This window comes from Paenibacillus hunanensis (genome assembly GCF_034055775.1).
Taxonomy (GTDB): Bacteria; Bacillota; Bacilli; order Paenibacillales; family Paenibacillaceae; genus Saccharibacillus; species Saccharibacillus hunanensis.
In genome coordinates this window covers 4,588,698-4,613,714 of sequence record NZ_CP139194.1, presented here as the reverse complement: position 1 = coordinate 4,613,714, position 25,017 = coordinate 4,588,698, and the positions used below count along the sequence as shown (strand labels likewise).

At 47.7% G+C, this 25,017-nt stretch carries 23 protein-coding genes; 17 read left to right on the top strand and 6 right to left on the bottom strand.

The annotated features are described in order from the left end of the window. Window positions 1-76 precede the first annotated feature (76 nt). From SK066_RS18720 to SK066_RS18705, 4 genes are all read left to right on the top strand, one after another. Window positions 77-1,249 carry a pectin acetylesterase-family hydrolase gene (locus tag SK066_RS18720; protein ID WP_320542605.1) on the top strand — a complete coding sequence of 391 codons (1,173 nt, stop codon included), beginning with the start codon at window positions 77-79 and terminating at the stop codon, window positions 1,247-1,249. 82 nt (window positions 1,250-1,331) lie between these two features. Further along, on the top strand, window positions 1,332-3,395 hold the full coding sequence (locus SK066_RS18715) for a class I SAM-dependent methyltransferase (protein ID WP_320542604.1): 2,064 nt from the start codon (window positions 1,332-1,334) through the stop codon (window positions 3,393-3,395). A 686-nt stretch (window positions 3,396-4,081) separates the two neighbouring features. Further along, a complete protein-coding gene (locus tag SK066_RS18710) occupies window positions 4,082-5,851 on the top strand; it encodes a hypothetical protein (RefSeq protein ID WP_320542603.1) in 1,770 nt (589 codons plus the stop codon). Window positions 5,852-5,854: 3 nt separating this feature from the next. Next, window positions 5,855-6,184: a hypothetical protein gene (locus tag SK066_RS18705; protein ID WP_320542602.1), complete on the top strand. Its 330-nt coding sequence runs from the start codon at window positions 5,855-5,857 to the stop codon at window positions 6,182-6,184. Between the two features lie 265 nt (window positions 6,185-6,449). On the opposite strand, the gene SK066_RS18700 is transcribed toward SK066_RS18705, so the two are convergent. Both SK066_RS18700 and SK066_RS18695 read right to left on the bottom strand, forming a co-directional pair. Beyond that, on the bottom strand, window positions 6,450-6,647 hold the full coding sequence (locus tag SK066_RS18700; protein WP_320542601.1) for a hypothetical protein: 198 nt from the start codon (window positions 6,645-6,647) through the stop codon (window positions 6,450-6,452). A 245-nt stretch (window positions 6,648-6,892) separates the two neighbouring features. Continuing rightward, the gene (locus SK066_RS18695) at window positions 6,893-7,429 is read right to left on the bottom strand and encodes a hypothetical protein (RefSeq protein ID WP_320542600.1); all 537 of its coding nucleotides are present in this window, start codon (window positions 7,427-7,429) and stop codon (window positions 6,893-6,895) included. A 298-nt stretch (window positions 7,430-7,727) separates the two neighbouring features. Here SK066_RS18695 and SK066_RS18690 point away from each other — a divergent pair, with 298 nt between their 5' ends. Next, window positions 7,728-8,963 (top strand): MFS transporter, encoded by a 1,236-nt coding sequence (locus SK066_RS18690; protein ID WP_188773417.1) that lies wholly within the window; start codon window positions 7,728-7,730, stop codon window positions 8,961-8,963. Window positions 8,964-9,057: 94 nt separating this feature from the next. Next, window positions 9,058-9,738, top strand: coding sequence for a ribonuclease H (gene rnhA, locus SK066_RS18685; RefSeq protein ID WP_320542599.1), 681 nt, complete (start codon window positions 9,058-9,060; stop codon window positions 9,736-9,738). A 307-nt stretch (window positions 9,739-10,045) separates the two neighbouring features. Here rnhA and SK066_RS18680 read toward each other — a convergent pair whose 3' ends face one another. Further along, entirely contained in the window at window positions 10,046-10,321 is a 276-nt protein-coding gene (locus SK066_RS18680; RefSeq protein ID WP_320542598.1) for a hypothetical protein, read from the bottom strand. Window positions 10,322-10,652: 331 nt separating this feature from the next. Here SK066_RS18680 and SK066_RS18675 point away from each other — a divergent pair, with 331 nt between their 5' ends. The 4 genes from SK066_RS18675 (at window position 10,653) to SK066_RS18660 (ending at window position 16,361) form a co-directional block, all read left to right on the top strand. Continuing rightward, complete coding sequence (locus SK066_RS18675; protein WP_320542597.1) at window positions 10,653-12,545, top strand: ATP-binding protein; 1,893 nt, start codon at window positions 10,653-10,655, stop codon at window positions 12,543-12,545. Between the two features lie 216 nt (window positions 12,546-12,761). Beyond that, window positions 12,762-13,715, top strand: a complete 954-nt coding sequence (locus SK066_RS18670) for an ABC transporter permease (protein WP_188773421.1) — start codon at window positions 12,762-12,764, stop codon at window positions 13,713-13,715. Between the two features lie 18 nt (window positions 13,716-13,733). Beyond that, window positions 13,734-14,669: a carbohydrate ABC transporter permease gene (locus SK066_RS18665; RefSeq protein ID WP_373289079.1), complete on the top strand. Its 936-nt coding sequence runs from the start codon at window positions 13,734-13,736 to the stop codon at window positions 14,667-14,669. 141 nt (window positions 14,670-14,810) lie between these two features. Next, window positions 14,811-16,361, top strand: coding sequence for an ABC transporter substrate-binding protein (locus SK066_RS18660; protein WP_320542596.1), 1,551 nt, complete (start codon window positions 14,811-14,813; stop codon window positions 16,359-16,361). Between the two features lie 476 nt (window positions 16,362-16,837). Here the strand turns inward: SK066_RS18660 and SK066_RS18655 are convergent, their stop codons facing one another. The 3 genes from SK066_RS18655 to SK066_RS18645 form a co-directional block, all read right to left on the bottom strand. Then, window positions 16,838-17,653 (bottom strand): helix-turn-helix domain-containing protein, encoded by an 816-nt coding sequence (locus SK066_RS18655; RefSeq protein WP_250342967.1) that lies wholly within the window; start codon window positions 17,651-17,653, stop codon window positions 16,838-16,840. A gap of 252 nt (window positions 17,654-17,905) precedes the next feature. Beyond that, on the bottom strand, window positions 17,906-18,148 hold the full coding sequence (locus SK066_RS18650; protein WP_188773425.1) for an NHLP leader peptide family RiPP precursor: 243 nt from the start codon (window positions 18,146-18,148) through the stop codon (window positions 17,906-17,908). Window positions 18,149-18,246: 98 nt separating this feature from the next. Then, complete coding sequence (locus SK066_RS18645) at window positions 18,247-19,260, bottom strand: hypothetical protein (RefSeq protein ID WP_320542595.1); 1,014 nt, start codon at window positions 19,258-19,260, stop codon at window positions 18,247-18,249. Between the two features lie 372 nt (window positions 19,261-19,632). On the opposite strand from SK066_RS18645, the gene SK066_RS18640 reads away from it, so the two are divergent. The 7 genes from SK066_RS18640 (at window position 19,633) to SK066_RS18610 (ending at window position 24,751) form a co-directional block, all read left to right on the top strand. Next, window positions 19,633-20,142, top strand: coding sequence for a sigma-70 family RNA polymerase sigma factor (locus tag SK066_RS18640; RefSeq protein WP_320542594.1), 510 nt, complete (start codon window positions 19,633-19,635; stop codon window positions 20,140-20,142). 53 nt (window positions 20,143-20,195) lie between these two features. Then, complete coding sequence (locus SK066_RS18635; protein ID WP_320542593.1) at window positions 20,196-21,410, top strand: hypothetical protein; 1,215 nt, start codon at window positions 20,196-20,198, stop codon at window positions 21,408-21,410. Then, a complete protein-coding gene (locus SK066_RS18630; RefSeq protein WP_320542592.1) occupies window positions 21,407-22,384 on the top strand; it encodes an ABC transporter ATP-binding protein in 978 nt (325 codons plus the stop codon). The genes SK066_RS18635 and SK066_RS18630 overlap by 4 nt, the downstream gene beginning before the upstream one ends. Next, the gene (locus SK066_RS18625) at window positions 22,381-23,256 is read left to right on the top strand and encodes an ABC transporter permease subunit (RefSeq protein WP_320542591.1); all 876 of its coding nucleotides are present in this window, start codon (window positions 22,381-22,383) and stop codon (window positions 23,254-23,256) included. The genes SK066_RS18630 and SK066_RS18625 overlap by 4 nt, the downstream gene beginning before the upstream one ends. Window positions 23,257-23,463: 207 nt before the next feature. Next, a complete protein-coding gene (locus SK066_RS18620) occupies window positions 23,464-23,919 on the top strand; it encodes an OsmC family protein (RefSeq protein ID WP_320542590.1) in 456 nt (151 codons plus the stop codon). 69 nt (window positions 23,920-23,988) lie between these two features. Further along, window positions 23,989-24,447, top strand: a complete 459-nt coding sequence (locus tag SK066_RS18615) for a cupin domain-containing protein (RefSeq protein ID WP_188773432.1) — start codon at window positions 23,989-23,991, stop codon at window positions 24,445-24,447. A 7-nt stretch (window positions 24,448-24,454) separates the two neighbouring features. Then, a complete protein-coding gene (locus SK066_RS18610; RefSeq protein WP_320542589.1) occupies window positions 24,455-24,751 on the top strand; it encodes a hypothetical protein in 297 nt (98 codons plus the stop codon). Window positions 24,752-25,017 lie beyond the last annotated feature (266 nt).

Below are 25,017 nucleotides of genomic sequence, written 5' to 3'. Positions count from 1 at the left end.
ATGAATCGAAGCTCTATTCATCTACCGATCTTCACTCTACTCTCTCAAATTGCATCCCAGAAAAGAGGAACCAACCATGATCGTATCCAGCATTGAATGGGTTATGCTGGCGTTGATCGTCATCGCCGTGATCGTATTTATTATCAAGCGTCCCTCGTTGATCGAGCACTTCGACCAATCGCCGTTATATAAATGGAATCGAATCAGCCTCAGTGGTAAGGCGGTATCCGGTGATGGCTCAGATTATTATTTGCTTACCCGTAGAGGACGCAGCAATAATCTGGTCGTCTATTTTTCCGGTGGCGGCATTAGCTGGAATCGTCATACGGCGACCAAGCCGTTCGGACTGCGCACCCTGCTGCAAAATCGAGAGCTGGGTTACTATTTTGCCAATATTCCCTTTTATAAGCCTGATCTGCTGGGCGGTATGCTGGACAATCAACGCCGGGATAATCCATTTCGAGATTGGAATATCGTCTACATCCCTTATGCGACTGGGGACTTTCATATCGGGAATAACAAGGTGAAATATAAAGATCGTGGGAAGCTGACGTTCACCGCGCATTATAGTGGACGTGATAATACACTGCGCGGATTGGAGTGGATGTTCCAGCACTTACCAGAGCCAGACAAGCTATTCATCGCTGGCGCAAGTGCAGGCGGCTTCGGCTCGGCATTCTGGGCGCCCCATATTGCTGAGCATTATCCGAATGCGCAGGTGTACCATTATGCAGATGGCTCCTATCTGTCTTCACATCGCTGGCCGCATATTATCGATGAGGTATGGAAAGCGGACTTCCAGCGTACATTTGGTTATGAGATTGAGCATGATCTGATCGGTGCTGCCTTCCGTGCGAATGCGAAGCGCTTGCCAGTGAATGCGATATTACTGCAATCGAATACCGTATACGACAAGGTACTGCCTTCGTATGAGGCAGTATTAAATGAACGCACCAAGGGGCTGGTCAGCGATGATCTGGAAATTACGAATGACTGGTCACTGGGCATGCTCGATTCGGCACGTCGATTACGACAGGAGCTGGATAATTATCACTTTTTCATTACCGATTATGGAGTAGGTGGACGCAAGAAAAGACGCGGTACACCACATACGTTATCTCCATACAAAGTATTCTATTCCGCGCAGGAGAGTGGTGTGAAGTTGAGTCGCTGGCTGGACGATATCGTGAATCGCGGCAAACGCTATTCGGTCGGGAAGGAATTTGTAGAATTTCCAGATCGCTCATAGCCTATCGTATAAATGGACTGAATTGAAGATGAACGCTAGATAAGCTGGGTACAAATGAACGAACGAAAGAGGGGCAATCATCATGCTGGATACGCTGGCTGCAATAGAACAATATCGTCAACATGAGGTGGATGGTACGGTAACCGAGCGCTGGCTTAGCTATCTCGTATCCGCAGAGGAGCGAGTCGTTAATCTGGAGCGTGTAAGCACCCTGCGTGAGCTGAACGAAGCGAATCCGGTGCTGGATTATGTGGAGCGTACCCTACGTATTCTGGATCAGCTGCGTGTATCGTACTGGCTACGGGATATTGTGGAAGAAACGCTCTGCTGGGCAGAGACAGCGAAGGGCGGTACGGCACGTCAGCGTATCCGCTGGCAGGAGGATGGCATTAATCTGTTTGTGCATAATGAAGGCTCTGCGGCGCTATACGAGCGTGCGGTAAGTGTAGACGGAGAACGTGAGCGTCTGGTCGCGCTACTCATTCGTACGCATGGCTTGCTGGGTCAATTTTTGCGTGGAGAGGTGCCATTTGCAGATAATCTGCCGCTGGCGGACGTGGTCGCGCAAGGCACCCTGTCGCCGGAGGAGTTAAAAAGCACGTTGCTCGTGCTGAATCGCTGTATTATCGAAGCCGTTTCGCCGCAGCTATGGCAGCAGGTGCGAGATGAGCTATCCGTGCTTGTGCATGCTATCGCGTATGGTGAGCAGCCGCAGGGGCTGGATGTGCAGAGTCGTATTTTACGATTACGTACAGGTAGTGAGGCACGCGGAGAGAATACGCTGGAGCGTCTGGCGGAGCTGTCTGAGGAAGCGCGAATCGAGCAGGTATTCCAGCGACTGGAGCAGCATACATTCTGGTATGTGGAAGCGGCGCTCCAGGATTTTTCACTGGAGGAATTCAGCAAGGTATTCGCGCTTATCGCACGTCTGGTGCCAGCCGAGGTGAAGCATATTAGCTTCGAGCGGCTGATGAATAGCCTGTATTATGACTATAAAGGCGTGAAGAAGATCAATCTGTATAAGAAGCGGATGATCGAGAAGTATCTATCGGATTGGAGCTGGGAGGCGCTACATGCAGGAGAGCCACCCGCAGATAGTCCACATCTGCAATACGAGCTGATGACCGAGCCGCATATTGCCGATACGGTATTCTTCAACTTCCAGTTCTCAGCGGCTGCTGAGAAGCTGATCGAATTTTGCGTAGAAGCAGAGAAGTCACCGCTATATGAGAAAGCAGTGTTGATGCTATACGACCTGTTCGGCTTGCGCCGGGATGCATACGATCGGTTCCATAACGAGGAGAGTTATCTGGCTACGATGAACCAGTCGGTCGATTACAAACGATTATTGCTGCGTTATGTGACCGGAAATACCGTACTGGATATCGGGCCAGGCGGTGGCGTAATGCTCGATCTGCTGGAGCAGGAAATGCCAGATCGACGCGCGATCGGGATCGATATATCCGAAAATGTCATCGAAGCATTGGAGCGCCGTCGTCGTCTGGAAGGGCATCGCTGGGAAGTGATGAAGGGCGATGCACTGGCATTAAAGGAGACGATTGAGCAGGGCAGCGTAGACACGATTCTATTCTCATCGATTCTGCATGAGTTGTATTCGTACATTCCGCTCAATGGTCGTAAGTTCAATCTGGATACTGTTGCCGCTGCCTTACTCAGCGCTTGCGATGTATTGCCGAGCGGTGGGCGGATCATCATTCGTGATGGCATCATGACCGAGCCAACCGTACAACAGCGACGAATTACATTTCTCGAGCCAGATGGTATGGCCGCGCTGGAACGTTATGCACGCGATTTCCAAGGACGAGCGATCCGTTATGATGTGCTGGACGAGCAAACCGTGCAGATGCCTGTTAATGATGCGATGGAATTCCTGTACACCTACACATGGGGCGAGGAAGCCTATGTGCATGAGGTGCAGGAGCAGTTTGGTTATTTGACACCAACGGGATATCGTGAATTCATCGAGAATACACTGGGTGAACAGGTACGCGTTGTGCATTTGGAGGCATTTTTGCAGCAGGGCTATACGGAAGCGCTGGAGCATCGGGTACGGATTACGGATGAATGGGAGATGCCAGTACCGCTTCCGGATAGTACGTGTATTATTGTGCTGGAAAAGGTGTAATTGAAATGGGAGCTGGCGATCAATTCTACGAAAGCGGGTATCTGATAAACGGAATCGTATTGGAGTGGCTAGTGAACGATACCGAGTTGCTGGACGTGTGTTGAGTGTCTGCTCAGTATATGTTATCCGGAATAAACAGATGAGCAGAGTACTAATAAATCATTCCAATAAACGATCACAACAAATTAAAGAGCAAACATTCAGGGCACCTCTGAAAATTCTGCACTGTATTCCATTGTGCTGTATGGTTTGCTAAAAAGTATTGTATTTTATTGGGTAAGCTTCATAAATATTGCACTCAACCTGGATACATCTTATATAGATAGGATATCAACCCTCTATCACGTCTGGCTGATGCTTGAATGCTTAGTGCTACAGACACAAGGTAGAGGGTTTTTCCATATGTCCATAGCCTACTTGTATACTGTGCGCGTCATCTACTCACTTGTTGACGCAATGATTATGCACATTTCTGCAAAAATATGCTATTCGTAGGATATAAACACAGAGCCGCTTACGGACTTAGGAATTATTTTTAGGACAAACTGATAATATATGTAAAATTGACCATAAATGCCTCTATCCATATGTCAGCATGTATATAAAATAAACAAAGTAGCTTAGGGAATAGCTGCGCTAAATAGAGAATAGTAGAAATCTTGCACATTCATAGGAGGAGTGAGGCCATGTCAATCTTTGGACAAATCGCACACTGGGCTGGGAATAAAGAGAAGCAGCTCGCGAACACTGCCAAGCATGCGGTAGCAGCAACGGTACACGCTGTCCAGCACGTCGAGCAAAAAACCGAAAAAGTCGTCAAACAAGTCGCACACGACACCATCAATATTAGTCACGCGGCAAAGCAAGCCTTTCAGCAAACAGAAAAGAAAGTCGTACAGGCCGAGCATAAGGTCGAACAGCACGTTCAGCAAGCGGTTAGTCACTTTACGGAGAAAGCCAAGCAAGCAGAGCATACAGTCAGCCGTGCGATCGAGCATGCTGTCGAGAGTCATCCGGCAGTGAAGAACGCGGTCGAACATACCGAACAGGCCGTGCATCATGTCACTCACGCCGTCGAGCAAAAAAGCAAGGAAGTGTATCACGCTGTCGAGCATGCAGAGCACAAAGTGGAAAGCAGCATCAAGCAAACTGTACATAATGCCGAGCATCGGGTAAGTCAGGTCACGCATGCCGCAGTTCGAGCAGAGCAAAAGGCAGAAACCGCCGTCAAACAAGCCGTCACGCCACTCGTGCATCACGCACAGCATAAAGTCAGTGAAACGTACCACGCCGCCATGAAGGCAGGTCGTGAGATCAAGCAGGAGGTAGAGCATGGCGCGCAAGCTGTCGTACAGGGTACCGAGCATGCCGTTAAAGCGACCAATCATGCTGCCAAGCAGGCAGAGCAAGGCACCAAAGCCTTCCTACATCAGGCGAAAACCGAGTTTGTCGACGATATTCACCGCCTGAGTCAGACGATGAAGCACGATGTTTCGGTGATCCAGCAAAAGGAACAGCAGGTTCAGCATCAGCTCGGTCAAACGATCCAGCACGCCAAACAACAGGCCAAAGTAACCGGGCAACAAGTACGCAGCGCCTACCAGAGCGTAGCGAAGACCGTAGGCCAGAGCGTCGATACCGCGAAGGAAGGCTACGATGGCGCCAAAGAGGCGATGATCAGCGATATGACATGGGGTCTTGCCCAGAAAGGCCCGACACCAACGGAGCATCCCGTCGCTCATAAAACTGGCGAGCTGCTCGGTCACCTTGTAGCGACTGCACTGGGTGGAACGGAAGTCGCAGGTGGAGCTACGGCTGAAGGTGGCGGTATTGCATTGGACGCAGGTCTGATTACGGCTCCACTCGGTGTGTCTGTAGGCGTTGCAGGTGTGGCTGGGATTGTGCATGGATCGGGTGCGGTCGTGCAGGGGACGAAAAACACTTTACAAAGTGCGAAGGATTTGGTTCATTTAATTCAGGGTGAAGGTAAAGGCTCGGCTGGGAAGGTTGGGGCTGAGGGAGCGAGCAAAGCTCCAAAAATTAAAAGTGCTAAAGAAGTTGAAATAGTAAACAAAAGAGGAGAATCAATAGGAGAATTAGATGAGATTGATTTGGTGAATAAGATTTTTTATGAGGATAAATCTGCTCAAGGTCTCAACAAAGTCAATCCCAAAACAGGTTTGCCTGCGCAAACTCCACAACAATTTGCAGATAAACAGATTTTTACTAAAACGAGCAATCGGATTGATGCTCTAGAAAAGGCGACTGCTACAAGGGCAACTAAGAATAGCTCATCAGAAATACCTAACCTTGAAGACATTAAGCATATCCGAGAATTTATTTTTAGATTAGACGGAGACACACCCGAATTAAGACAGGCAGTAGAAAATAGTGTAAACAAATTAAGAAAAGAATTTCCTGATCACAAGTTTAGTGCAATCTTTGGAGGTAAATAGATTATGGCTATCAGTGCATTAATTCTTGACCCAAAAAACGATTTCGAAAAGGAATTTTTCATTCCAGTTGCTACGGAGTCATTTTTTAAGGAATGTTGGTTACCTGCAATTGAATCATTAGGTCTACAATGGACCGATCTCTTCCTGACAGGTGTTGATGTAGAAGAGGAAGATGTACCTCATATCATTGCGGAACTAATGCTTATAAAAGAATGGGCGGCGAAATCTTTGAATGAGGAACAAAAAGATAAGATATTTGAAAGGATAGCAGGACTTCGAGATAAACTACCGCTCGCATTTCAGCGTAAAGATGCAGTTGTTTTTATAGGATAGTGGTATAAATGTACTTTATAGTTTAGTAGGGATAAATGTCGAGTGAATGTCATGGAATTATAGCTGAAGTTCAGAATCAGTGCATAATTAGTTATTATCTATAATTTCAAATAAGTCTTAAACTAAAGGCTCGCATTGTCCAAGTTATGGAGACAATGCGAGCCTTTAGCAATTAATCAAAACACCTAATTGTTCATGTATATAAAAACAAAAAATGAATTTGAATGTTTGAAGCGGTCAGCCTAAATTCATCGTAACTATCAATTTATTCTTCATCCTCATCCTCCAGCAACGTATTATCCCGTGGCAGCTCATTATGAATAATACGCTTCTGCACCTCATCATCTCCTGCGCCAGGGAATGAATCCTCACGGAACAAGCCAAACGACTCATCATTGTCGCGCTCGGTCACGAGATTCTTTTCTTCCTGCTCTTCCGGTTTGGAACGATCCTCACTCATCATTATCCCTCCATTGCTATATAAAATGGTCTGTACCCTGCTCATATTCGAATTTATTTGTTACAGCATGCTCTATATCTGCCTTCATCTATCTTCATTCGTCACAGCTGAAATCACAGCGTAACTATCCTTCTGCAATCTACAGCCATATCTCTGTGAACTAAAATTATGCTGTACGATATAGTTAATATGGAAGCTATTCCTACACCATCACTTTATGTGCAACCATTTTATATGCAATCAATCACTCACACGAGACGACGATCCACATCATCTACAATCTCATCATCTCCAACCGAGCCATTACGCAGATCTGTCCCATGAGCATCCTGATCATATGACGAAGGCACGGATGGGTCTTCTGGCGTCTCGCCGCCGTTAAATTCATCGGCATCCGGTACGTCTGGCAGTGGCGCATCCTCATCGTCCAGTGCGTATTCTTCTTGATCGACATCAACTGTATTCATGTCGTCCTCCATACCAATCGTTCCTGCTGGCGCAATCTCGTCAGAAGCTACATGTCCATGCATCCCACGATCGGTCGCGATCGCCTGATCCATCACTCCTGCATCGGCTTCATCCTCCAGACGGTTAACCGATTCTGGCTCACTCACCACCGAGCGTACGCCATCCTCATCCCGTACTGTAGGCTGTACCGTATCCAGCTCATTATCTGGAATGCTGCGTAGCTCCTGTTCGTCATGTCCAGTCACGGCATCCATGGTGCGGTAACGGTTATATTCCTGTGCAGCTGCGTCTTTATTATGATCAAAATTCGTACTCATGCCGATCATCTCCTCAATTGTCATGAATTTGTATGCTGAACTGGTGATCCAGCTATGTCCGGGTCTCCATGTTGAGCGTCCCTATGACAGCGCCTACTCGTCTTTACCCGCAAATGAGCATCATGACATCGTTTACGAGGGTGGAGCTCCTTTTTCCTTATTATGCTTATCTGCAAAATAGATCATTTATGCCTATCGTATCTATCCACTGTTCATTCACAGCTTTCATTTGTCTCAATTTGGAGATTTTGCCCAACAGGAGTAGAATGGACGATAACGAAAGGATGTGTGGGCGTGCATGGAGTTTTCTTGGAAGCGTAATCTTGTGGTGATCTGGGTCGGTGTCTTCTTTTGCAGTATGGCGTATTCGATCTCGATTCCGTTTTTGCCGATCTTTTTGGAAACCGAGCTGGGAGTGACTCGCCATCTGGAAGTATGGTCAGGTGTCGCCTTTGGGATTACCTTCCTAGCGAGTGCCTTGATTGCTCCATTCTGGGGCTCACTGTCGGATAAGTATGGACGGAAGCCGATGCTGATTCGTTCTGGCTTTAGTCTGGCGGTACTGTATTTGATTAGCTACTTTGTGACCGATCCGTATGTATTTTTGCTGGTGCGTTTATTTCAAGGCTTGCTGGCAGGGTTTGTGCCTGCATCGATTGCACTTGTCGGTACAAATACACCGGAGGACAAGACAGGCTATGCGCTTGGCATTATGGCGACCTCAGGCGCAACAGGTACGATTATTGGGCCGCTGATCGGTGGAGTGGTCAGCTACTACATAGGTAACCGTAATGCGTTCCTGTTTTCGGCGCTAATCGTGCTCATTGCGGCGCTAATCGCGACGATCTGGGTGAAGGAGCATAACTTTAATCGTTCGGCGAAGCGTTCTAACGTACTCAGCGATATTCGTCAGGCAGCTGCGAATCCGATTTTTGTCTCGCTACTCGTCTTAACAGGGGTGGCTAACTTCTCGGTTATGATTCTGGAGCCGCTCATTACGATCTATGTCAAAGGGCTGGGCGTATCGACGAGCAGTGCTTCACTGAGTGCGGGCATTGTGTTTTCAGCGGTGGGGGTGGCTACGCTGATTATGGCGCCGCGCTGGGGGAAGATTGGTTCGCGTATTGGCTTTGGTAAGGTGCTTCTGATTGGCTTGATCGGTAGTGGGATCGGCAATGTATTGCAGTTCCTGCTCGCTAATATATGGGGCTTTGGCATGCTGCGTTTTGGATACGGACTGTTCTTCGCTGCCGTGATGCCGTCGATTAATGCGCTGATCGTCAAGGTGACGCCGTCTGATTTCCGTGGACGCGCATTTGGCTTGAACCAGTCGGCATCTCAGATCGCTACGATGGCAGGGCCTCTCATTGGCGGTCTGCTGGGCTCGATACTCGATATCCGATATGTGTTTATCGTCAATGGATTGCTGCTGCTATTCTGTGCCGTATTTGTCGCTCGGCGCAAATGGGATGTCTCGCCTGAGCTGGCGACCCCAGCCGATTCGGTTGCCAAGGTACAAACAAAGCAGTCATAATAGAATAGACGTACGTGTATGAGCAGTGATGAAGTAGTTTAATAGAAGTCGTTATATACAAGCGATCCATAGGTAATGGAGGAATACAATCGTTATGGCAAAATCAAAATATTATGTCGTCTGGGAAGGGCACCAGCCGGGCGTATACAGCTCATGGCCGGAATGCCAGAAGCAAACGAGCGGCTACAAGGATGCAAAATACAAATCATACGAGTCACGCGCCGAGGCAGAGCAAGCCTACCGTGATGGCTGGAAAAAGCACTGGGGTCAATCTGCCGGCGCTGCTAAAAGCAAATCCACAGCTACAGGCAGCAAAACCGGAAGCTATGGTAAGCGTCAGGCAGCTGCGACCAACATTCCGATGGATCAGATCGATTATGATAGCATTTCTGTTGATGTGGGCACACGTGGTAACCCGGGCCCGGTTGAGTATAAAGGGGTAGATACCCGCACCGGACAGGTTATTTTCAGCAAAGGCCCGATCGCAAAAGGCACGAACAATATGGGTGAATTTTTAGCTATCGTGCACGCGCTTGCCTATCTGAATAAGCAGGGAAGCAACAAAACTGTCTACAGCGACTCCGAAAATGCACTCAAATGGGTGAAGCAGAAAAAAGCAGCCTCTACCCTCGTGCGTGACGAATCGACCGCCGAAATCTGGGAGCTGGTCGACCGTGCAGAGGAATGGCTACGTACCCATAAGTACACGAATAAGCTACTGAAATGGGAAACACGAAGCTGGGGCGAGATCAAAGCCGATTATGGACGGAAGTAAATCAAGCATATAAAAATATCCGCTACATCACCTGGGAGTGATATAGCGGATATTTTTCTGTCTATGCTGAGCTACAGGCAAAATTTTCATCTATTGTTTTACTTCAATTGATTGTAAGCATAAAAATTGATTGTAGATGTAAAATCCAAAGTCCAAAATTAAAAATCTGCCCGTAGCCTTACTGAGCCTTTGCTCGTATTGCTTGTCGGAATAGTTGCTATAAGCTAAAATCCAACATCTATTCATCATAGCTTATTCATGGATACCTATCAGACACAACGATACCACTCTATTGCATCATGACGATTCATTCAGGGTCATCCCCTGGCACCCGATCTGTAACCTGACTCGCATCAGAAGCCTCGTCTTCCGGGTCTGCCTGTGGATGGGTATCCGAATCCTCTTCATCGACAATCGTATGAATGATCGGCTCGTCCAATCTCTCTGGATGAATGACCGCAAGCTCCGCATCGCGCGGCAGTTCGGCTTCCAGCTCCTCATCCACAGGCTGGGCATCCTCGTCATCCAGCAGGGTGTCCCGTGTCTTCCAGAACACATCATCATAATGCTTCTTGTCTGCCATGTTGATCAGCTCCTTGCCTTTACGGATTTTGGAGGGCAATATGCCTCCCTACTGGAGCTTACCCGTCCTATCCGATCACCAAACAGCCGATTCGGTACAAGTGGACAGCCGCCCCTCGTTCTAAAAATGGACAAACACAGTTGATTTGGTAGAGACTAGGAATTTAGTAGTGTTCCTCCCACAATGGACGCAGTATAATAGAGGTTGTGGGATTTAACGATTCTAAGCTGCATACATAGATACATAATTTGAAGGACGATATATTGGTGGCTCTGTCGCCCACCTGAATAAAGCTGGCTGCTGGACAGACTGACTGATAATGAGGTGCTCCATGAAAACCATGTCCAAGGCGTTTGTACTATTTTTATTGATCATGATTGTCGGTTTGCTTGCCCTGTCGCTGTCTACAAATACGCGTGAGGATCAGAAGTTTCAGCGTATCGATTACTGGCAGGTACGCTGGCAAGCACAAAATACATTTACCGCGAAACCGTGGAATGATGACCAGAATGCCTACTGGACATCATCTCAGTTAATGAAGGATGGCAAGCCGGTGAATAGCTCTTCCGCATGGATTCGTATTCCGTTGCCGGAGCTGAACTGGAATACCTCCGGTCTGCTCATTCGTGAATTACAGGGTAAGCATGTGATCGTGTATCTGGATGATAACAAAATCTATGAGTCCAGACGCGGCTATGCGTATGAGCAGAACCAGCTATTATTACCACTGACCCGAGATGATTCGTACAAAATGGTCTATATCTGGGTCGAATCGGCACGGGAGAAGATTGGATTAACGAAAGGCATTCTGATCGGCGATTATCAGGATATTTTGACTGCGTATGTCAGCTCCGATCTGACGGATGTGGTGATCGGCTTCTCATTTGTACTGGTCGCGCTCATTATGGCATTTTGCTCGTTCTTTTTGGAGGGACAGGCAAGGCGAATGTGGCTTAGTCTGTGTGTTGTTATTTTGGCGCTTGGCTTGCTTGTGGTCACGTATTCGCCCTTTTTGTTTACGTTTTATCCGTATGGGGATCGAGTATATACGTTATTGTTTGATATTAGTCTGTTCGTGCTTGTTCCTGCATTTTATGAGTTTTTTGAAAGTGTGTTCGGTCAGGGTTACCGTGGGCTCATTCACCGGATGAAGCAGGCGCAATATATCTATTCGGCGCTCTGTCTGCTTGCCCTGATTGGCAACGCACTTACCCATGATCGTTATTTTAAAATTTATTATGTGATGACCGTGCTGATTTTTGGCGTGTTTATGCTTATCGGTCTGATCATGTTCCTAGTTATGACGCTGCGTTTTGCGATGAATCGTAATCGAGCGGCACAGATTTTTGCAGCGGGCTTTTCTGTGTTTGCACTGATTACCGGCTTTGAGCTGATCTGGTTCTATATTCAGGATGGCGATTACAAGCTGGTGCTGTGGAAATGGGGCGTGATCTTCTTCGTTATTGCGCTCATTGCGATTATGGGACGTATCTTTGCTGAGAATCGGCGGCAGGCGATTGAGTATTCACGTCAGCTGGAGCTGTTCAATAATGAGCTGCAACGCTCGGAGAAGATGGATATGATTAGCGAGCTGGCGGCATCAGTAGCGCATGAGGTACGCAATCCGCTTCAGGTGACGCGCGGCTTCCTGCAATTAACCCGTATGAACACGGACGATAAGGGACGCGAGCATTTGAAAATGGCACTGGATGAGTTGGATCGTGCATCTGATATCATCACGGACTTTCTGACTTTTGCCAAGCCGCAGTTCGATAAGATTGATCTGCTGGATCTCAAGGAAGAATTTTCGCATATCGAAAATATTATGCAGCCGCTCGCCAGCCTACAGGGTGGTACGCTAGCGATCAATATTCCAGATGGTCTGCACATTCGCGGCAATTCCTCCAAGTTCAAGCAAGCCTGCATCAATATGATTAAGAACAGTATTGAAGCGCTGCGTAATGAAGGACAGGTTACGATTCGAGCCTGGCAGGAGGAGCAACACATCATCATTAGCATCCGTGATAACGGTGCGGGCATGAATGAGCAGGAGCTAGCACGACTTGGTGAGCCGTACTTTTCCAACAAAACCAAGGGCACCGGGCTGGGGCTTATGGTCACCTTCCGTATCATTGAAGCGATGGGTGGTCAACTGGAATTTCATAGCAAAAAAGGGGAAGGAACCGAAGCCGTTCTTACTTTTCCGTTGGTCGAGCCTGTGTAAAACAGGCGACTGACGGCAGGTAAGAGCGGTTTTTTTATATTATTTGACTGGAAAAGCACAAAATATAGCAGAATATTAAAAGGGAATAGCAGAATCGTGTAATAACATACATTAAGAAAACGCTTACAATAAAAGGGTAAACCATCGTGTTGTCCCGGCAGCGTAAGAAACTCCATTTGCCGGTCAAGCGAACGAAGCACAAAGGAGGAATGTTCATTGGATACAGCCAAGTCGATCCCAGCAGTACGCGCCAAGCGCACCAAGCGGAAAACGTTCAAAAACAGCCGGATGCTCCTGCTGATGTGCTTGCCTGCGATTTTGTTTTTCTGCATCTTCGCGTACTTGCCTATGCCCGGATTGTACCTTGCCTTCGTCAAGTACAACTATACCGACGGTATTTTCAGCAGTCCGTTTGTCGGTTGGGACAATTTCAAGTTCCTCGTCATGACAGGTGATCTGTGGAGACTGACGTTCAACACCATCGCCTACAATGCAGCTTTCATTCTGATCGGTAACGTTGCCCAGATTACGGTAGCGATCCTGCTGAATGAAATCCGTAAAAAATGGTTCAAAAAGGTAACTCAGACGCTGATGTTCCTGCCTTACTTTATCTCGGCGGTTCTGGTCGGTCTGCTCGCTTACAACATTTTGAGCTATGATTACGGCTTGCTGAACCATGTGCTGGCATCGCTCGGACTGAATCCAGTCAAAGCGTATTCCGAGCCAAGTCTGTGGCCATTCATCATCGTCATTACGTACCTGTGGCAAACGACAGGATATGGTTCGATTGTCTACTTTGCTGCCATCATGGGTCTGGATAGTGAAATTGTGGAAGCGTCAGAGATCGATGGTGCCAATGCATTCCAGCGTATTATCCATATCGTTATTCCATGGCTCAAGCCAACGTTTATCATTTTGCTGCTGTTCTCACTCGGAGGTATTCTCAAAGGGAACTTCGGCTTGTTCTATAACCTGGTCGGTGCGAATAACACGGCATTGTACGCCAGCACCGATATTATTGAAACGTATGTATTCCGCTCCCTGATGACGAATTTCAACTTCTCAATGGGTAGTGCGGTCAGCTTGTACCAGTCGGTATTCGGCTTTGTCGTCGTTCTGACAGCCAACTGGATTATCAAAAAAGTATCGCCTGAAAACTCACTATTCTAGGAGGTGACCGGTATGGACATGAATGCCAAAAGCGATCTGATCGGAGGCAACACGCCGCGTCCGGCACGTATCCGCTCCGATGCGAGTGAGGTCATTGTACGCTGGTTCGGTTATATCGTCATCGGTGCATTTGCGATCTGTTGTTTGTTGCCGTTTCTACTCATTCTCGGAACGTCCTTTACGAGTGAGTCCTCGGTGAAAAAGTTCGGTTTTACGATCTGGCCGCATGAATTTAGTACCTTTGCTTACCAGATTGTATTTGAGAATCCCAAGCTGATTATCGGTTCTTATCTCGTTACGATTGGACTAACTGTCGTCGGTACGATTATCGGTCTGTTTATCGTAGCGATGACTGGCTATGCGTTACAGCGTCCAGATTTTACGTATCGGAATAAAATTTCGTTCTTTATCTACTTCACGACCCTGTTTTCCGGTGGTCTGGTGCCGTTTTACCTGCTGATCACCCAGTACCTGGAGCTGAAGGATAATTATCTGGCAGTCTTGCTGCCTGGCTTGCTCAGTCCATTTCTGATCATTATGATGAAAAGCTTTGTTCGTTCTATTCCGCATGCGATTACCGAATCAGCGAAAATTGATGGAGCAGGCGACTTTACGATTTTCCTGCGCTTGATCCTGCCGATGTCGACGCCTGCACTGGCGACGATCGGGCTGTTCATCGCACTGGGCTACTGGAATGAATGGTACAATGCGATGCTGTTCCTATCGCCAGATATGGACTATCGTCCACTGCAATTATTCCTGTATAACGTGGTCACCAGTGCCGACTTTATTCGTAACTCTGCTGCCTCGTCAAATGTGTCGATGAGCGATGTGCCGCTGGAGACGATGAAGATGGCAACAGCAGTCGTTGCGACCGGGCCGGTAATTCTGTTCTACCCGTTCGTGCAGCGCTATTTTATCAAGGGAATCACGGTCGGTGCCGTTAAGGGCTGAACGCTTCCGTCGCTCTATGGAGGGACAGCTTTTCATAGGACGGCATATAGATGAGATGAGGAAGATACTGCATCACAGGTATGGCTAGTAGGCATACCGCCGATTTCGCATTCAGACCAACAACTCATGGGGGGTTAATGTATGTGGAAATACCGTAAGTGGATCGCCGCATTGCTCGCAAGCATCATGGTATTCGCGCTCGCAGCATGTGGTGGCAAAAGCTCCAGCAGCGCCGGAGATGACAAGTCCCAGTTCGTTACAGTTACCTTTGTAGCGCTCGGAGATAAGCCGAAAAACGGTCAGTTTGAAAAGGTAATGGATAAAGTTAACGCGATTATGAAGGAAAAGATCAATGCCAATGTACAATGGAAATGGGTAGAATGGGCAGACTGGCAAACCAAATACAATCTGCTGCTCGCTTCCGGTGAACCGGTCGATCTCGTCACGATCGGTACTGACTGGCTCGATACATGGGGCAATGCACAACGCGGTGCATTTATGCCACTGGATGATCTGCTGCCAAAATATGCGCCAGAAACATGGAAATCGATTCCACAGGAAGATTGGGCGCAAAGTAAATATAACGGTAAAATTGTACTTATCCCTGAAAACGATTACACGCAATGGATTAACCACGGCTTCTTCTATCGTGGCGACTGGGCGAAGCAAGCTGGCATTACCGAGCCAATCAAGGATTGGGATACAATCGGTAAGTATCTGCAATGGATCAAGGACAATAAGCCTGGCGTAATTCCTTGGGATGTGCAGGCAAGTGACAGCATCTTCGGCGGTTGGGTACAATCCCATACGCAAAATCTGGAGCTGCCAATCTCTACCGGCTATCTGCCTGTATTTGCTGGCAAATCCTATGATGAGCGCTACACTGTAGTCAGCCCTGTTTTCGACGATACCTTCCTTGATTTTGCGAAAACGATGAAGCAGTGGGCAGACAATGGCTACTGGCGCGAAGATGTACTGAACAACAAAAACGATACACGTACCGCACTGCAAGCGGGTCAAACTGGTATGGATCAACACCATACCCAGACCTTCTCCGGTCTGCGTGTACAAATGGACAAAAAGCAACCTGGCTCTGAGCTGCAAATGTTCCCATTCTCCCGTCAAAGTGGCAACCTGCTGGAAATGCCAATCACGCACGGCGGTGTAGCACTGGGCGCGCATAGCAAAAATCCAGAGCGCGCATTGATGGCATATGACCTGATGCGTAATAACAAAGAAATCTATCAACTGCTGAACTATGGTATCGAAGGTACACAATATGTCATCAAAGACGGTAAGCGTACACTGCCAGATGGCTATGATGAAACAAAAGACGGCTTCTACTCCGACTTCTGGGCAGGCCGCATGGATAAATTCGAAATTCCAAGTGACACCACATGGGATAAGATCGACACGCTGTACAGCGAGTACGACAAAATCAAAAAGCCATATCCTTACGGACAATTCGTGTTCGATAATACGAATGTTCAATCGGAGCTGACCGCGATTTCGCAGGTGACAGCCGAAATGGGCCCAGCGATCACCTATGGTAAAGCAGGCGACCCAACACAGGCTGTGCAGGACTTCCGCGACAAGCTGAAGCTGGCTGGCTATGATAAAGTGATGGCAGAGCTGCAACGTCAGCTGGATGCGTATAAAACGCAGATGGATAGCAGTGGCGCTGCGAAGTAAGCCATGAAATAAGAGATACGCAGTACAAGATGAATCGTCTGAAATGAAACGTCTGATCTAAAATAAGAAGCATGTAAGAAGTATGAATAAAGCGATACAAAATAAGCGATAAGAGGAGTACGCTACAATGAAATCCCGCAGCGTACTACTCTCAATCGCTCAAATAGGCTCTTACCTGGTATTTTCATACCATGGTAAGAGCCTATTTATCGTATCTGCTGAATAATAAGCTTTCTCTATACATCTACACATCTACACTCTGCCTCGATACCCTATTATCCAGACTCATTATTCTACATATCAAAGTACCGTACCAAGCCCTGAGTGTAAAATAAACGCTCTGACAGCTCCTGCATCCTATCTCAATAGGCGGCGACTTTGTTCCTTTTCTAACTGCTCAGAGTTGTGCTTGCTACATATTCACTCGTTTACGTCGATGATCTGGTAACGGTACCAGCCAGCTGATTAGAAAAAAGTTACGAAGAAGAAGCACAGCCACCTGACGGATTCAGGCTGCTGCGATATAGCGAAGGACTAATACCGAAATGACGTGTAAATTTACAGGTGAAATACGTTTGCGAGTTAAATCCAACCTCATACGCAATCTCACCCACATACCGACAGGTGGAGGCGAGCAGATGCTGTGCACGCTCCAGTCTTAGACGAATGAGCGTATCCATAATCGTCTCACCGGTATGCGATTTGTACAGATGGGACAGCCGTGAAGGAGAGAGACAGACCAGCTGGGCAAGCTGCTCAATCCGAATATCCTCAGCATAATGCTCCTGCAAATAGTGAAGCACCTCCTCGATCCGTGAATCCGAGTTATTTTGCAATGCAGGCTGTTCATGCACAGTAAGCAATAGCAGCAGCTCACTCAGCAAATGAAAGGACAATTGTCGATAGCCTGGATGCTCGGCATGTTCACCATATTCCATCAATCGCTCCAATCCATACTCGATCTGCTGACCTAGCTTGCGATCTGCGATCTGAAGGGGTTGCTGGGAATCCGTTGTTTGCAGTCTATGAAGCCAGATCGACCACTGGGAATAGGCGGTAAACTGACAGCATATACCGCTAGCTGCGGCAACGACGGATTGCAGCAATTCCTGACGTAGCTTGCCGGGCGCCATCAGATACATCTGTCCATAGCTATCCATATGAGTGGACGAAGCCGTCTTCGCTGTAGCATTCACATACAACAGCGTCCATTTGCTATCATCCAGCGTTGGATCATAGCGAAGTGAGAACGTCGGCAAATTGTAATATTCCAGCATAATTTCGGTACTCATCAATGCAGGCCTCCTTAATTACGTATACCAGACATAGATAGAAACGAGCTGCATAGAATAATGTAAGCGTTTTTATAAATAGAATAATCAAACCATTAACATCGCACAAGGGAGAAAAGACGCACTTGCATATAAAAAAAGCGCAATCCGTCTCTTTAACGAATTGCACTTTTTAATTCAGTTATGAATGTGAAATGTAATTTCAGAGAAACTTGTGTATGAACAAGATGAAAGGAAAGGATGATTGACGATTTACCAGGAAGCCTCGGTTTTCAAACGAGAATAAGCAGCCACATCAGATGGCTTTGGAGGAATGACAAGATACAATTCCTCAGGTGTTTCTTCGATGGTTGTCAGTTTAACATGCTCTGGAAAGGAGATTCCCATGATTTCCTGTAGCGCCTGCTTGGGATTGCTTTTCAATAGCTCCATGAAACGTGGGTCTTCCCATGCTTTCTGAATTACCTGCGTATGAAAAACGGCTTGGCTAGACATACCCATCATCCCTCTCTCAAAATGGTTATATTTTCCTATTACTATAACATGCAATAATCCTAAAATCCACAACTTTTGTAATATTCTTCATGTTGTTTTCAGTTGGAAAGCTTCGCATAATACCAGATGCTTCCTTGCTGAAGCAATAGGCTACGATGCTGTTCAACCTGCTCTGACATGCGTGTTAGCTGACGGATAAGATAAGCATGAAACTGGGATAGATAGGGATTGAGCGAAGCGGTATCTGCGGCTATGTAGCTATCAGCAGCCATAGAGGTATAGCGCTGTAAAATATGACGGTCATAAATGGCTTGCTGTACCTGAACCTCGGTCAATACAGTAGGGGTAGACGGTGCTTCATCTGCATGCTGCTCCAGCGCATCGTATTCGTGGCGAATGAGCGATAGCAGGCAATTGTAGCTACCGGATGCAAGATCCTCGCGCCAGTCCGCTGCATCATCATTCATTTGTAGGACGAGTAGTACGCGTTCAAGCTGCTCCAGTAGCGCAGGTAGCTGTGAAGCTAGATTCGCTTCCAGCATCATGATGATCACGGATAGCTTGATAGGACTGGCTTTGCCAGCAACACGATGTCGGGCTTGGAGAAAATAATCCGATTCGCTCTCATCATAGACTGCGGAAGCCCATTCTGCACACAGATCCTGATAATATTCCCATAGCTGATCATGATGCTGAGAGCTGGTAGCAGCGGACATCGCTTGAATGAATTCACTGTGAAGAAGCTGACTGAGCGGAATGAGCGAACGCATATCAGGCGCGTCCTCAGCGGCTTGCTGCTGCGCCATATCCATCAGATCATCCTGAATGAAGAAGTGCAGCATTCCCATCACATTGCCAAGTGCGGCTTGACGTGCGGTTTGCAGGAGCGCATCTGAGGCGGAAGATTCGAGGCGTGCCGACAGCATGCGTTCGAGCCAGAAGGGCAGAAGATAGCAAATATAATTTTTTGTGCTACCGCGTGTGCGAATGTCGAATGCTGACAGGTAACGAAGACCTATCTCATGAAGCGGAGCAGGGAATGCGCGAACCCGTTTCTCCGCCTGCTGGAACAGGCGTTCAAGCTGTGGTCTAAAATCCTCGAGCCAATCCATATACGATCACCTCCGAAGGGTCTGAAGCTATTCTCATTATAGCCAATCGTTCTGGCGTTGCCCATCATAATTATGCTGATTGGGAGCCATCTCATGTCCGATGGGTAGCCTTTTCTACAGGGTGTAAATACCTATTTCATTCAAAATGGTACAGATCGAGCGAGGCGCCAACTAGCATCTATAGGAAAATGGACATCGCACAGTGTAACGCCTCGCTTTGCAAGGAGTCCTGAAGTACGATAGAACCACTGTACAATCGAATACCATATCAGGATACATAATGAAAAAATAAAAATATTTGAATACAAGTGATATAAATCCAGCGGCATGCCCGTCTTTCTTATAGCTGCAGCGGAAAGGAGCATCCATTTGATGAACAAACCGGAGCCGGAACAGTTCAAACAGATTTTTTATGAACATTATCCCAGCGTCAAACGAAAACTAAATGCAATGGTTCGTGACGAAGCAGCGGCTGACGATCTGGCGCAGGAGGTCTTCCTCCGCCTCTATCGCAATCCGCCAGATCAGCTTGAGGCGATTGGTGCATGGCTGCATCGCGTGCTAACCCGAATTGCTTACGACTATATGGATAAAAAGGCGCGTGAACGCCGTTTACAAAATAAGCAGGAGCAATATTATGATCTGAATGAGTCCATCACCGCGGACGGAGAACAAACCGTAATCCGAGAGCAGGAGCAAGCCGAACTGCATGAATTGCTGGATCAGCTGCCCGAGCGAGATAAGCAGGCATTATTGATGAAGTATTCAGGCTATAGCTATTCGGAAATTGCCGAGCAATTGCAGCTCAGACCACCGATCGTAGGCACACTGCTTCATCGGGCAACGAACAAGTTACGTAAAAAGATGCTGAATTCCACCTGATCAAGTCAATATGTATTCAAGCTTACCCATACAAATAAAGGAGGAAGTTGCAGGTGAATAGACATCCTATGCAAGGAAACGATGACACTATCAACCGACACGATACGAAGCGCCGTCCCGCTGACGATGCTCGAAATGATACGGCTGCTGATCGTGCTGACACCGATGCAGCCTGGATGAAAATGCAGGCGCTGCTTGCCAATGAAGCACCTCATCCAAACTGGCAGCAATGGGAAGAATACCAGCCGACCGTATCTGATTTATCCGCACCGGAGCCCACCCCAATATCGAATGTGAAAGGATTGAATGCAATGAATCATCAATCATCCCATACACCCCAACAGACGAATACAAAAACCAAATCCCGCCGCTTCGGCAGCAAAGCTCGTAAATGGACAGCGGGTATTGCCGCATGCGTTGTGGCAGGTACGGTATTAGCCACGCCTTTTGGTAATAATGCACTGGCATCGCTGCTGAACGAGTTCCGTATGCAGGAGCTCACAGCAATCAATGATAATGGTATTAACAATATGATCGATCAGTATCATGAAAAAGGTGTAACAACTGAGGATATGAATCGATTTGGTACGTTTTCATCGACTACTGGTGCTTATGTAGGCGAGCAGACAGCCAGTCAGGCGATCAGCAAGCTGGGATACAAGGCTCTTTCCGCATCGGCGCTGAAGCAGTTTGAGGATCGCGTGTATGTCTCCAGCTCACAAACAGAAACCTACAAACTGAATACGGATGCTGTGAACAGTGCGATTACACGTCTGGGCGGGACAACGTTATTGCCGGAAGAAATGAATGGCAAACTCATTACGATCAACCAACCTGAGTCGATCCGCTACCAGATGATCGTGTCTGATTCAGACAGCAATCCAGCTCGTATTTGGGCGAGTTTGGAGCAAATGGGAGTGCCAAAAGTGACATTTGATGAAGGAGTAGACCCTACTCGTCTTTTAGAAACGCTAGCGGATCTGCCATTGGTGCCACAGGATGTGAAAAGTATGCTGGAAAAACAAAAGGTGTTGAATGGCGAATTGCCGCTACCGGTTATGTCTAACCAGCCAAGTAAACTGGTCAAGGTTAACGATATACCGGTTGTCATCGAAGAATACCCGTATATCCCTGAACATAATGATTATGCTATATACAACGCCTATTGGATCAAAGACGGTGAATATTTCAGACTGGAAGGTAGCGACAAAGTATTCGCCAACACAGATGCTATTATTGCCAAAGTGAAGGAACTGACAGCCTCATGACACAAACGGCTATTCATATCGATAATCTCACCAAGCAGTACGATAACGGCCGCGGCTGCCGAAATGTGCAGATTACCGTAGGACAGGGGGAAGCCTTTGGCTTCCTCGGTCCTAATGGTGCTGGCAAAAGCACGCTCGTCAAAATGTTAGTCGGTCTGATTACGCCAACAAGTGGTACCGCTTCGCTATTCGGCGATGCAATCGGAACGGTAGCTGCCAAGCGGCATATTGGCTATTTGCCCGAGCTTTACCGTTATCAGGAATGGTTGACTGGCAGTGAAGTGGTTCGGCTGCATGCCCGATTGTGCGGATTGGATAGGCAAACAACAGAGCGCCGCATACCGGAGCTGCTCGATCGCGTAGGTATTGGTAATCGTGGCAAGGACAGAGTGAAACAGTATTCCAAAGGCATGCAGCAGCGTCTTGGATTGGCATGTGCGCTAGTTGCGGATCCGCCGATTCTGTTTCTCGATGAACCGTCTTCAGCGCTTGATCCGGTTGGACGGCTTGATGTACGTACACTACTGCGTGAGCTCAAGCAGGAAGGGAAGACGATTTTCCTTAACTCGCATTTATTGGAGGAAGTAGAGAATATTTGTGACCGGATCGCCCTGCTCAATAACGGCGAAATTTTGCGTCACGGTACGGTACAACAGGTGCTGCATGCACAAACTCGCTGGCTGTTCAAAATCGGGGGCTACACTCCCGAAATTTTGCCGTGGTTAACCGAAACGAGCGGCGTACAGCTACATCGGGCAGAATCGTTACCTGACGGCGAGAGAAACGGTGGTAGCATGGGCGATGAAATCTGGCTGGAGGCGGTCATTGATAACGAGCAGCAGGTGGGTCTAATTACAACGCTAATCGTTAATCAAGGGATGACATTGTACTATGTGTATCCGGTACGGGAACGGCTGGAGGAATGGTTTATGGAAGCCGTATCAGGACTCAGCCACCGGGGGGAACAGGAATGAATACGATTATTGGAATGACGTGGAAAGAACTGTTGCGCAAAAAGGTGATGCTCATGACGCTGGTCATGACCGTCCTGTTCCTGGTACTATTCTGGTTTATCGCCAGTACATTAACCAGGGATGTTCCTCTTTCCCCTACGGGCGCCGTAGATTTGGTTGCGCAGTATGCGAAAGGCTCAACACTTCTGACACTTGGCTTTTTCTTTGGTAGCTTTATTCTGGCGTTTCTTGTTATTTTCAGCTCGTTCTCGTCGATTTCCGGTGAAGCGGAGATTGGCATTATGCAGGCGACATTAACTCGTCCGATTCCACGCTGGAAATGGTATATCGGACGCTGGCTCGGATACGTGTCATTCGGTGTATTGTATGCATTGCTGCTATATATATGTATTATTATCGTGACTGGCATTCATACCTTTGTACCGGGTAATCTGATGGTACATATCCAGTCTTTCCTCGTCTATGCTATGGCTGTGCCGATTCTAATTACGCTGAGCTTGCTCGGTTCAACTGCTTTTTCCGCGCTGGGCAACGGTGTATTTATGACGATGTTCTACGGGGCAGGCTGGCTCGGCGGAATGGTAGAGAAATTCACGTCTGTCATGAGCTTGGAGCCGGATATACATCAGAGATTGAACAATATTACTGGAATCATCTCGTTCCTTATGCCCGTCGATGCGCTACAACGCAAAATGATGGCGATTATGCTGGGGTTCGATGACCTCGCCGGGATGGTGGAAGTTGGTTCTTCACTGACTGCTGGCATGGGGCTAGGACAGGTCGTTTCAGGTAGCTTTATCGTCTATGCTGTAATTTATACCGTAATCTTATTGCTATGGGGCATGAGACGGTTTAATCGCAAAGAATTATAAAGGCAAACACTGCTACCGGATTTTGTTCCGGCTGGGCGGTGTTTTTGCTTTGAAGGATGCGGTGACAGGATGCGGAGACTGCACATTATATAGCCGAATATGGTACACTAATGCCTGTACACAGCCATGATCGTTGTGAGAGAGTAAGTTATAAAGGCAGGTGTCTTGAGCCTGACTCTGAACATATTATTCGGGAGATGATCCTACATGATTCACGAATTTATACTGGATGCCGACTGGAAGGGTGGACGCAATAGCGAAGGCACCATTTCTTCCGGCAACCTGAATACCGTCATTTCTATTCCACAACCGATGGGCGGGCCAGGAACAGGGACGAATCCTGATGAGATGCTGCTGGGCGCAGCCGCGACCTGCTACATCATTACACTGGCAGCCATGCTGGAGCGCTCGAATATTACAGTAGAGCAGCTGACTATGCAATCGCAGGGCAATGTGGATGTGACGAACAATATTTTTACGTATAAAGAAATTATCCATCGCCCGCATGTTGTACTGTCTGCCGATGCTACAGCGCAGGAGCTGGAAAAGGCTGAATTACTGGCGCACAAAGCGGAGCAGTCGTGCATGATCTCACGCGCGCTGGCAGGCAATGTGCAATTATCCACAGAGCCGAATATTCATGCCGCGCAGCCAGCGGAATAAGGAACATCGGCAAAGCAGTAATCCATGCTCTATCGCCCAATAACTATATAACGAAAGAAGGTCTATTTTATGAAAACTCAATTACCTCTATCTCCACTTGTAGCTGCACTTGATCTGAAGCCTCACGAGGAAGGCGGCTGGTATCGCGAAATGTGGAAGGCATCGTTCGAGATTCCGCAAAGCATTTTGCCACCTCAATACTCCGGCCCGCGCTTCTCTGCAACATCGATCTACTTCCTGCTGCATGCAGACGAAACGTCTGACTGGCATGTAGTCCATTCGGATGAGCTGTGGCTGATCCATTCCGGTAGCCCGCTGGAGCTGACACTGGGCGGAAGTGGCGAGCATCCAGAAGAAGGGGAGAAATTCATCCTCGGTCTGGACATCGAGGCTGGGCAGATGCCGCAGGTATTGATCCCGGCTGGTGTATGGCAGATGGCACGTCCTCTGGGCGATGAGCCGGTATTCGTATCATGCGTGGTCGCTCCAGGCTTCCACTATGACGATTTCAAGCTGATCGAGCGTTAATGTACACATGATGTGGCATACGCTTGCACAGCTGCTGGCGGTAATCCAGCTTGGACAGAAGGCACGTACGATGGATGGGATGAGGATTGTGATCCGAACAACAGCAGGGCTCGTCTGGGCAGAAGGCAGATTACAGGGTCAGCCTGTTCCATTGCAAGAGCATCTGTTCTCCGATCTGTGGACAATCTTCGAGGATGACGACTCACTCGTTTGGCTTGCTGAGCGCCAGCAGCATACGGAGCGTACACTGGAAATGCTGGAAAATCAGTACCTGGAGTGGCGTGCTGAACGAATAACAGAATAGTGAATCAGCATAAAGACAGGTGGAGTTGTACTGTGTTCGCGCTCAGAAATACATAAGCGACTGTATTATATTCATCTGCAAAATAAGCTTATTGAAGCCTATTCGTGCGTCAATAAGCCGTTTCAAGACTCCGACGTGCATGTTCATTGTGCAAACGGAGTCTTTCTTTATGGATTTATTTAGCCACCTCGGTTACAATAAATATTAGGCATCTTTTCCAGAAATTAATAGAAGCGTGGATTTAATCGCATTATTTTTTGGAAATC

What these genes read in the sequence shown, in the direction of transcription:
- SK066_RS18720 (WP_320542605.1), top strand. Translation starts at nt 77, where the DNA reads ATGATCGTATCCAGCATTGAATGGGTTATGCTGGCGTTGATCGTCATC.
- SK066_RS18715 (WP_320542604.1), top strand. Translation starts at nt 1,332, where the DNA reads ATGCTGGATACGCTGGCTGCAATAGAACAATATCGTCAACATGAGGTG.
- SK066_RS18710 (WP_320542603.1), top strand. Translation starts at nt 4,082, where the DNA reads ATGTCAATCTTTGGACAAATCGCACACTGGGCTGGGAATAAAGAGAAG.
- SK066_RS18705 (WP_320542602.1), top strand. Translation starts at nt 5,855, where the DNA reads ATGGCTATCAGTGCATTAATTCTTGACCCAAAAAACGATTTCGAAAAG.
- SK066_RS18700 (WP_320542601.1), bottom strand. Translation starts at nt 6,647, where the DNA reads ATGATGAGTGAGGATCGTTCCAAACCGGAAGAGCAGGAAGAAAAGAAT.
- SK066_RS18695 (WP_320542600.1), bottom strand. Translation starts at nt 7,429, where the DNA reads ATGAGTACGAATTTTGATCATAATAAAGACGCAGCTGCACAGGAATAT.
- SK066_RS18690 (WP_188773417.1), top strand. Translation starts at nt 7,728, where the DNA reads ATGGAGTTTTCTTGGAAGCGTAATCTTGTGGTGATCTGGGTCGGTGTC.
- rnhA (WP_320542599.1), top strand. Translation starts at nt 9,058, where the DNA reads ATGGCAAAATCAAAATATTATGTCGTCTGGGAAGGGCACCAGCCGGGC.
- SK066_RS18680 (WP_320542598.1), bottom strand. Translation starts at nt 10,321, where the DNA reads ATGGCAGACAAGAAGCATTATGATGATGTGTTCTGGAAGACACGGGAC.
- SK066_RS18675 (WP_320542597.1), top strand. Translation starts at nt 10,653, where the DNA reads ATGAAAACCATGTCCAAGGCGTTTGTACTATTTTTATTGATCATGATT.
- SK066_RS18665 (WP_373289079.1), top strand. Translation starts at nt 13,734, where the DNA reads ATGAATGCCAAAAGCGATCTGATCGGAGGCAACACGCCGCGTCCGGCA.
- SK066_RS18660 (WP_320542596.1), top strand. Translation starts at nt 14,811, where the DNA reads ATGTGGAAATACCGTAAGTGGATCGCCGCATTGCTCGCAAGCATCATG.
- SK066_RS18655 (WP_250342967.1), bottom strand. Translation starts at nt 17,653, where the DNA reads ATGAGTACCGAAATTATGCTGGAATATTACAATTTGCCGACGTTCTCA.
- SK066_RS18650 (WP_188773425.1), bottom strand. Translation starts at nt 18,148, where the DNA reads ATGTCTAGCCAAGCCGTTTTTCATACGCAGGTAATTCAGAAAGCATGG.
- SK066_RS18645 (WP_320542595.1), bottom strand. Translation starts at nt 19,260, where the DNA reads ATGGATTGGCTCGAGGATTTTAGACCACAGCTTGAACGCCTGTTCCAG.
- SK066_RS18640 (WP_320542594.1), top strand. Translation starts at nt 19,633, where the DNA reads ATGAACAAACCGGAGCCGGAACAGTTCAAACAGATTTTTTATGAACAT.
- SK066_RS18630 (WP_320542592.1), top strand. Translation starts at nt 21,407, where the DNA reads ATGACACAAACGGCTATTCATATCGATAATCTCACCAAGCAGTACGAT.
- SK066_RS18625 (WP_320542591.1), top strand. Translation starts at nt 22,381, where the DNA reads ATGAATACGATTATTGGAATGACGTGGAAAGAACTGTTGCGCAAAAAG.
- SK066_RS18620 (WP_320542590.1), top strand. Translation starts at nt 23,464, where the DNA reads ATGATTCACGAATTTATACTGGATGCCGACTGGAAGGGTGGACGCAAT.
- SK066_RS18615 (WP_188773432.1), top strand. Translation starts at nt 23,989, where the DNA reads ATGAAAACTCAATTACCTCTATCTCCACTTGTAGCTGCACTTGATCTG.
- SK066_RS18610 (WP_320542589.1), top strand. Translation starts at nt 24,455, where the DNA reads ATGATGTGGCATACGCTTGCACAGCTGCTGGCGGTAATCCAGCTTGGA.